Here is an 8319-nt window from a genome sequence, read left to right as displayed (position 1 = left end):
CCCCCCCCCCCCGCGGTCGCGGAGGACCGTCCGCGTACCTGCCATCGTCGATCCGCCGGACCGGCGGCAACAGGTCCGGGCGGGGCGGACACCTAGGGCCGACCGGCCCCCCCCGCGAACCCGACGGCGAACGACAATCGCGGCGCGGGCACCCGTGAGGGGTGCCCTGCCTTCCTGAGCTGGGAAGTGACGTTCGATGTACTGGTACCACCACGGCGGAGGCGGCTGGGGCTGGATCGCCGCCACCATCGGCATGATCTTGTTCTGGGCGCTGGTCGTCACGGTCGGCATCCTGGTCTTCCGCGCCCTCGCCCGCCCCGGCAAGTACGGGGGCGAGCAGGCCGGCTGGCGCACCGGCTGGCACACCGGCCCCCAGCAGCCCGCCGGTCCCACGGCGGAGCAGATCCTCGCCGAGCGCTACGCACGGGGTGAGATCGAGGACGAGGAGTACCAGCGGCGCCTGGCCATACTGCGTTCGTCGCGGCAGGGCCCGGCACCCCCCTGACCGCGTACGCGCCCGGCCCGCGAGCATCGGGCATCCGGACCGGGTGCCCGCCGAACTCCTCGGGCCCATCCCGCGGTTCCGGCGCGGTGGACCACTGCCGGTTCAGACCACTTCACGCATCCTTTACCCTGTCATGGATAGTTTTTGACGTTTCTTGGATGAGTGGGTGTTCTGCGTGAAGTTGGGCCGTATTCCGGCGGTTGTCGCCGCCGCTGCGATAGCGCCGGCCGTTCTGTTCTCCTCGCCGGCCGTCGCCGCGGACAGCGGGTCGTCGCCGGCCACCTCGGTTCCGGACAAGCCGGCGGGCGAACCGGAGGCGAAGCCGGGGGAGACGGCACCGGGGAAGACGGCACCGGGCGGTGACGCGAAGACCGCCGAGCAGGACCGGATGGCCATCCTCCGGATGCTGGCCGACAAGGGCATCGGCAGAGGGCTGGAACGAGAGGCGCAGCGGGCGCTCGACGGCGGCCCGGAGGCCATGCGTCACTTCCTGGAGGTCGGCCAGTACGCCGCACGCGACGAGGACAACCGCTTTGCCATCCTGAAGATCCTCGGAGACGAGAACACCGGCCCGGGAGTGCGCGCAGCGGCGGAACGGGCGATGGACGGCACCCCTGACGCCCGTGTGCGCTTCCTGGAATCAGGCCGGCGCACGGCCCAGGAAGACGATGATCGGGTACGCACCTCGCAGATCCTCAGCGTCGGCGGCCCCGCGGTGCAGGCGGCCGCCAACAAGGCGCTGGACGGTACGGCCGAGGGCGTCCGGCGCTTCCTGGAGGTCGGCCAGTACGAGGCCCGCGCCAAGGACGAGGCCGACGCCGAACGGGAAGCGGCCAAGAACAATCCCACCCCGAAGCCCGACACCGGGTCCACGGGGCATGGCAAGGACGTCGCGAACGGCAAGGACGCCAAGGACGGCAAGGGAGGTGGCGGTGAGGCGGGCGCCGGGACGTCTGCCATCGCCGAGCCCGCCGCCGAGCCCGCGGTCGCCTCGTCGCGGAGCACCGCCACCGCACCCACGGCCGCCGACGGCCAACTCGCCGCCACCGGCGTCGGATCCGCCACCGCATGGGCGGTCGGCGGCACGGCCGTCGCCCTCACCGCCGGTGCCGGGCTGATCGTCGCGGCCCGCCGCCGTACGGCGGACGAGCGCTGACGCGACAACCACTCGCCCCCCGCAGACGGATGCCGGGCGCGAGCTGCCGCCGCACCGCTCGTACCGCGACAGCCCGCGCCGCGTCACCGCGTCCCGCTCTGCTCAGTCGGCCGCCGCGGCGCCCTACTCCGCGTCCGGCTCGGCCGTGCCGTCCGGTTCCGCCAGTCCGGCCAGGCTCTGCGGCAGCGCCCCCGTGTGCAGCACGCCCAGCCGCTGCGTCGCGCGGGTGAGCGCCACATACAGGTCGCTCGCCCCGAACTCGCCCGGCTCCGCCACCAGTACGGTGTCGAACTCCAGCCCCTTGGCCTGCCGCGGGTCGAGGACCACCACCGGGCGGGTCAGGTCCGGGGTGGGGCCGGCGGCCGCCGCCGGCAGGGCGGCGGCCAGCGCCGCACACCGCTCGCGTGGCGCGATCACGGCGAGCCGCCCCTGCCCGGCGCTGTGCCCGGTCTCGCGGGCCACCGCCTCCGCGACCGCCCGCGGCAGGTCCTGCGTGTGGTGCGCCCACGGGCGGACACCGGTGGCGCGGATCGACCGTGGCGGTGTGAACGACGGGTCCGCGGCCCGCGGGACCCGTGCGGCGGTCTCCATGATCTCGCTCGGCGTGCGGTAGTTGACGGCGAGCCTGACGTGCTGCCAGCGGTCGTCGACGTAGGGCCCGAGGATGGCCTCCCAGGTGCCGCAGCCGCCCGGTTCCGAGGTCTGCGCGGGGTCGCCCACCAGCGTCATCGAACGCGTCGGGCAACGGCGCATCAGCAGCCGCCACATCATGGCGGACAGCTCCTGCGCCTCGTCGACGATGAGGTGGCCGAAGGCCCAGGTGCGGTCGGCGGCGGCGCGTTCCGCGGCGGTGCGGTGGTCGGCCTCCTCCTGCCGCTCGGCGAGCCGGTCAGCGTCGATCAGGTCGTGCGCGGCCAGCACTTCGGAATCCTCGTCGTCCCGGTCCTCGAACTCCTGGGTGCGCGACCCGTACGAGAGGTCGAGCACGCCCTGCGCATAGGTGATCAGCTCCTGGCGCTCGGCCTCGGCGGCGGCCCGCGCTGCCGAGTCGTCCTCGCCGAGGAGTTCGGCCGCCTCGTCCAGCAGCGGAACGTCCGCCGGGGTCCACGCCCCGCCGGAACGCCGGATCGCGTCCGCGTCGGCGTCGGGGAGGTGCACGGGTTCGGCGAGGAAGTCGGCGACCAACTGCTGCGGGGTGAGGGCCGGCCACAGCTCCTCGATGGCGCGGTGGACCTCGCCGCTGGTGGCGACGGCCTTGCCGAGCTGGGCGATGTCGTCCGGGCCCAGGAGGTTCGGGCCGCCGTAGGGGTCGGCGCCGATCCGTTCGGTGAGCTGCGCGGTGAGCGCGTCGATGACATGGAACGCGAAGTGCGGGCGTGCGAGGTTGTGCGGCAGCAGGGTCGCCCGCGCGCGCCGCCGGGCCTCGTCCACGAGCGCCGCGTCGAGGTGCAGTTCGCCGTCCTCGTGGTCGACGACGAGGCTGGGCTCGGGCAGCGTCTGCCGGTCGGCGACGAAGCGCGCCAGGGCGTCCGCCATCGCCGCGCCGCCCTTGACCTCGGCGGCGCGGGGGGTGTCGGTGCCGGTCGCGGTCACGCCGGGGAACAGTTCACCGGGCGTCGCGAGCAGCACGCCCGTCTCGCCGAGCGAGGGCAGCACCTGGCCGATATAGCCGAGGAACGCCGGGTTGGGCCCGACGATCAGCACGGCGCGGCGGGCGAGTTGCGCACGGTGCGCGTACAGCAGATACGCGGCCCGGTGCAGCGCCACGACGGTCTTGCCGGTTCCGGGGCCGCCCTCCACGACGAGGACGCCGTGGTGCGGGGCGCGGATGATGCGGTCCTGGTCGGCCTGGATGGTCTGCACGATGTCGTGCATCCGGCCGGTGCGCGCCGCGTCCAGCGACGCGAGCAGGATGGCGTCGGCGTCCGCGCCTTCGTGGCCGGTGCGTTGGGCGTCGGCGAGGTCCAGGATCTCGTCGTGCAGCGCGGTCACCCGCCGGCCTTGCGTGGTCAGGTGGCGCCGGCGCCGCAGCCCCATGGGGGTGTGCCCGGTGGCGAGGTAGAACGGCCGGGCGACATCGGCCCGCCAGTCGATGACCAGCGGAGTGCGGTCGGCGTCGTCCCGCCGGATGCCGATCCGGCCGATGTGGTGGTCGCGACCGTCCCGGAATGCCAGCCGCCCGAAGCACAGCCCGTGTTCCCCGGCCTCGAAACCCGCCAGCAACTCGGCCTGTTCGGTGAGCATCACATCGCGTTCCAGGCGCGCCTGGAACGTACCGCCGCCCCGCGGCAGGGCCTCGGCCATGGCCGTCCGCGCCCCGGACCGCAGGGCGTCGAGGCGTTCGTGGAGCAGGTCCACGAATTCCTGCTCCTTCCGCAATTCCTCGTTTGACAATTCGGCTCCGCTCGAATATTCTGTGTTGTAGTAAGTGAATGTGGGGTTCTTCGGCATGCGTTTCTTTTGAGATACGGAAACGCTCAATATGCGCAGAAGAAAGCCCCATCTGTCAAACCTCGACCGCGAATTGGTCGGGGTTTTTTGTTTCTCCGGCGGGAGCGGCCCGGAGTCCGGGCGGGAGTTGCCGAGCGGAGGTCTCCGCTTCAGAGAAAGTGCCCGCTGGCCAGGTAGTTGGCGGGAATCGCCATGTCGCGTACGGCGAGATAGCCCTCCTGCCCGATGTCGAGACGGGCGGCGAGCCCGACATCGATCGCCCACTCGTTGGGTGCGGTGATGCAGTTGACCAGAGTCCTGCCGCGCGCGGCAGCGAGCGCTTCCCACAGCAGCCGCTGCGCGGTCTCCGGGTGCGCGGCGGCCAGCAGTGACGCCCGCCCCCGCTCGTCGATGTAGACGTACCCCGGCCTGTTCCGGTCCCGGGACACCATCAGCCGCAGGCCGCCGAGCAGATATCCGTGGTCGGGCCCGTGGCCGGCGCCGCGCAGTCGCCGGTCCAACGCGTCCATCCACGCGACGTCGTCGGCCCGGCCCTCCCTGAGGCCGTCGACCGCCGGGAGTGTGGAGCGGTCGACGGTGCCCACCATCCGCATCTGCGGGTGGAGCGAGAAGCCGGCGAGCCGGTACCGGCGGGTGGCGCCCGGGTGGACGCTGGAGGAGAAGATGCCGGCGCGTCCGTTGGAGTGGGCGAGTGCGGCGTCCATGAGGCGCCTGCCGATGCCCCGTCCCTGATGGCTCGGCAGGACACCGTAGGTCGCGAGGTACCACAGGCGCTCGCGGTTCTGCGAGATCGCGAACCCCACGACGCCACCGGCGCGTTCGCCGCCGTCCACCGCGACCCAGCACCCGCCGGGATCCACGCGCAGGAAGAAGCGCATCCGCTCGATCCACTGCCGTGCGGCGCCCGCCGAACGCGGCTCCGGCTGCGGATCGCTGACCCTCCGGGTGGCGCGATCAGCCTCAAGGAACGTCACCGCCGACGCCCGTTCCGCCAAGGGAAGGTCGTCCTCGCGCATCGGTCTGACCCGCACAGCGTCCATACCGCCGGTACCCAACCACCGTCGAGGCCCCACCGCATCCCGTTTTCCTCGCCGTACGCGCCGAGTTGACGGGCCGGGTCGCGACGCGCCACGGCGCGGTGCGCCGCCGTACCGGGTGTGGAGCGGGATCCGGCATGTCCATCCCTCGGGGATCCCACATTTGGTACCGTTCCCAAACTTGGGACTGCATGACGGGAGAGGCTCGACGTGACCACCAACACCTCTGTGACGTCCGACCGGTTGAGCGACGGGGCGGTGTCGCCGCTGCGCACGCTGGACCCGGCGGCGCCGCTGGACGATCTGGAATGGCTGGACCAGGCGATCGGCGACGCCCGCGTGGTGGCGATCGGTGAGAGCGCGCACTACAACCGGGAGTTCTTCCAGCTCCGCCACCGGCTGCTGCGCTACCTGGCCGAGCGGCACGGGTTCAGCGCGTACGCGATGGAAACCGGGTTCGTCGAAGGGGCGTTGGTCGACAGCTGGGTCCGCGGCGAAGGCGACGCCGGCGCCGAACGGCTCGGCCACGTCATGGCGAACGGCATGACCTCGCTGATGGGGGCCTGGGCGCCGATGCGGGCCCACCTGGAGTGGATGCGGCGGCACAACCACGCGGCCGCGCACCCGGTCGGCTTCTACGGCATCGACATGCCCGGCTCGATGGTGTCGCTGCTGCCCGGCCTCGACGCCGTGACCGCCTATCTCGCGCTGGCCGACCCCGAGTTCCCGGTCGACCCGGCCCTCCGGGAGACCGCCGCCGCCTTCGCGGCGCCCTCCGCCTTCACCGCGCCCGCGGCCATCGCCGCCTACGGGGACCTCGCTACGGAACGCCGGAACGCGATGACCGCCGGCCTCGCCGACCTGACGGCGCACCTGACGAGCCGGCGCCTGACCTACGTCCGGCGCACCTCCGCCGACGCCTTCGCGCGGGCGCTGCACGCGCTGCGCGTCACGGTCACCCTCGACGCGATGCTCCGCGAGATCGCCCGCGGAAACCGGGACGCGATGTCCCTCGTCCGCGACGCCAGGATCGCGGACACCGTCGAGTGGGTGCTGGAGCGCGAGGACCGGATCGTCCTCGCCGCCCACAACGGACATGTGCAGCGCGCCCCGCACACCATGCCCGGTATGCCCGTGATGCCGATGGCGGGCGCGCACCTGGCCGACCGGCTGGGCTCGGACTACGTGGTCATCGGCACGACGACGGGGACCGGGCAGACCCTCAACACGGCGCCCGACTTCTACACCGGCACCCTCTTCGCCGACCTGGAGGAGGCGCCCCGTCCCGGCAGCCTCGACGCGCTCATGAACGCCGGCCACCGCGGCCCCTTCGCCGTCGACCTGCGTCGGCTGTCCGCAGCCGACACGGCCGCCGTGCGGAGCGTCTCCCGGCAGCGCTACGGCACGTACTACGCCGACCAGAGCGCGCTGGCGTCCTTCGACATCGTCGTCCACCTTCCCCACGTCACCGCCGCCGAACCCGACCCCGCCGCCCTGGCCCAAGCGCCCCGCGACGTACGGGAGCCGTTCGCCGGCTGGATGTCGATGGCGTGAAGCCGGCGCCGTGACCCGAGCCCACGACCTGCGCGCCTCCCTGAGCCCCGCCGCCCCCGGGAGGCGTCCCCCGGGAGATACGTTGTCCATGTGGCATTTCTCAAGGAATGCGGCAGTTGGCGTGACAAAGGGCAGCGGTCGTTCGGCAGCCGTCGGCAACGGCGGCGGCGCCGACACGATCGATCCCGTACACCTCGGTAGGGCAGAGCGATGGCCGTCAGTCCGTCTTCGTCGAGACCCCCGGCACCGGAGGAGCAGACGCCGGTGCTGCACCTGTCCGCGCTGGTCAAGCGGCCGGTGGCGGACCGGGGCGGTCGGGTGCTGGGGCGGTTGGCCGATGTGATCGTGCGGCTGCGCGGCTCCGACTACCCGGTCGTGACGGGGCTGGTGGCCGGGGTCGGCGGGCGCGAGCTGTTCGTTCCCGTCGAGCAGGTGGACTCCTTCGACGGGGGCGGACTCGTCCGGTTGGTGAGCGCCAAGGTGGATCTCCGGCCGTTCGTACGGCGCGAGGGGGAGGTGCTGCTCCGTGCCGATGTGCTCGGCCACCGGCTGATCGACGTGGCGGAGGCCCGGCTGGTGCGCGCCTCGGATGTGGAACTGGCGTACCGCAACGGGCAGTGGCTGCTGTTCTGCGCCGACACCCACCGGCCACGCCGGCTCCTGTGGGTCTTCGGTGAGCATGCGCACGAGCACCGCTGCCGGGACTGGAAGAGCTTCGAGCCGCTGATCGGGCACCGCCGCAGCGCGCTGGTCCGGCGCCCGACGGTACGGATCCGCGGGCTGCGGCCGGCGGAGATCGCCGACCTGCTCGAAGAAGCGTCGAAGGACGAGGAGAGCGAGATCCTCGGGCACGTCCACCAGGACCCGGAACTGGAGGCCGACGTCTTCGAGGAACTGGAGGAGGACCTGGCCACCCGGCTCCTCGGCGCCCGTACCGACGAGGAGATCGCCGCGGTGCTCGGCCGGATGGGCGCCGATGACGCGGCCGACGCGATCGGCGACCTGCCGCAGGGGCGCCGCCGCCTGGTGCTGGAGCGGTTGCCGGCCGGACAGCGCGCCAAGGTGCTGACGCTGATGGGCTTCAACGCCGACAGCGCGGGCGGGCTGATGGGCATGGACTTCCTGGCGGTGCCGGGTACGACCCGCGTCGCCGAGGTCCTGGCGGCGGTACGGGACTCCCGCCGGCTGCAACCCGAGGCCCTGACCAGCGCGTACACGATGGACGAGGAGGGGCGGCTGACCGCGTCGGCCCGGCTGGTGGCGCTGCTCCAGGCCGCCCCGGACGCCCGGCTGAACGAGGTGAGCGAACCGGACCCGGTACGGGTGGGACCCGACACCGACCTGGTGGATGTCGCGCTGCTGATGACGGACTACAACCTGATCACCCTGCCCGTCGTGGACGAGGACGGGGTGCTGCTGGGCCTCATCACCGTCGACGACGTCCTCGAAGCGATGCTGCCGGAGGACTGGCGGCGCCGGGAGGTCGCCCCGCCGCCCGACGCCCACCGGGCCGCGAGCGCACCCCGGCACCAGGAACGGTCGCCATGAGCGACCAGCAGCGGCCGCCCGACCGGCCGCCGCGGCCGCCCGAGCCGACCCCGCGGCCGGAGCAGCCG

6 protein-coding genes are annotated in these 8319 nt (G+C 72.8%); 4 read left to right on the top strand and 2 right to left on the bottom strand.

What is annotated here, in order from left to right; genetic code table 11:
* Positions 1–196 precede the first annotated feature (196 nt).
* Positions 197–505: an SHOCT domain-containing protein gene (locus ACO1BR_RS33575; protein WP_426798875.1), complete on the top strand. Its 309-nt coding sequence runs from the start codon at positions 197–199 to the stop codon at positions 503–505.
* Positions 506–680: 175 nt separating this feature from the next.
* The gene (locus ACO1BR_RS33570) at positions 681–1661 is read left to right on the top strand and encodes a hypothetical protein (RefSeq protein ID WP_426798874.1); all 981 of its coding nucleotides are present in this window, start codon (positions 681–683) and stop codon (positions 1659–1661) included.
* A gap of 123 nt (positions 1662–1784) precedes the next feature.
* Here the strand turns inward: ACO1BR_RS33570 and ACO1BR_RS33565 are convergent, their stop codons facing one another.
* A complete protein-coding gene (locus ACO1BR_RS33565; RefSeq protein WP_426798937.1) occupies positions 1785–4040 on the bottom strand; it encodes a HelD family protein in 2256 nt (751 codons plus the stop codon).
* 221 nt (positions 4041–4261) lie between these two features.
* On the bottom strand, positions 4262–5128 hold the full coding sequence (locus tag ACO1BR_RS33560) for a GNAT family N-acetyltransferase (RefSeq protein ID WP_426798873.1): 867 nt from the start codon (positions 5126–5128) through the stop codon (positions 4262–4264).
* Between the two features lie 231 nt (positions 5129–5359).
* On the opposite strand from ACO1BR_RS33560, the gene ACO1BR_RS33555 reads away from it, so the two are divergent.
* A complete protein-coding gene (locus ACO1BR_RS33555; protein ID WP_426798872.1) occupies positions 5360–6703 on the top strand; it encodes an erythromycin esterase family protein in 1344 nt (447 codons plus the stop codon).
* 264 nt (positions 6704–6967) lie between these two features.
* Positions 6968–8251: a magnesium transporter MgtE N-terminal domain-containing protein gene (locus tag ACO1BR_RS33550; RefSeq protein ID WP_426798871.1), complete on the top strand. Its 1284-nt coding sequence runs from the start codon at positions 6968–6970 to the stop codon at positions 8249–8251.
* The last annotated feature ends 68 nt before the right edge of the window (positions 8252–8319 follow it).

This window comes from Streptomyces sp. YGL11-2 (genome assembly GCF_050054615.1).
Taxonomy (GTDB): Bacteria; Actinomycetota; Actinomycetes; order Streptomycetales; family Streptomycetaceae; genus Streptomyces.
This window is presented reverse-complemented; position numbering and strand designations above follow the sequence as displayed.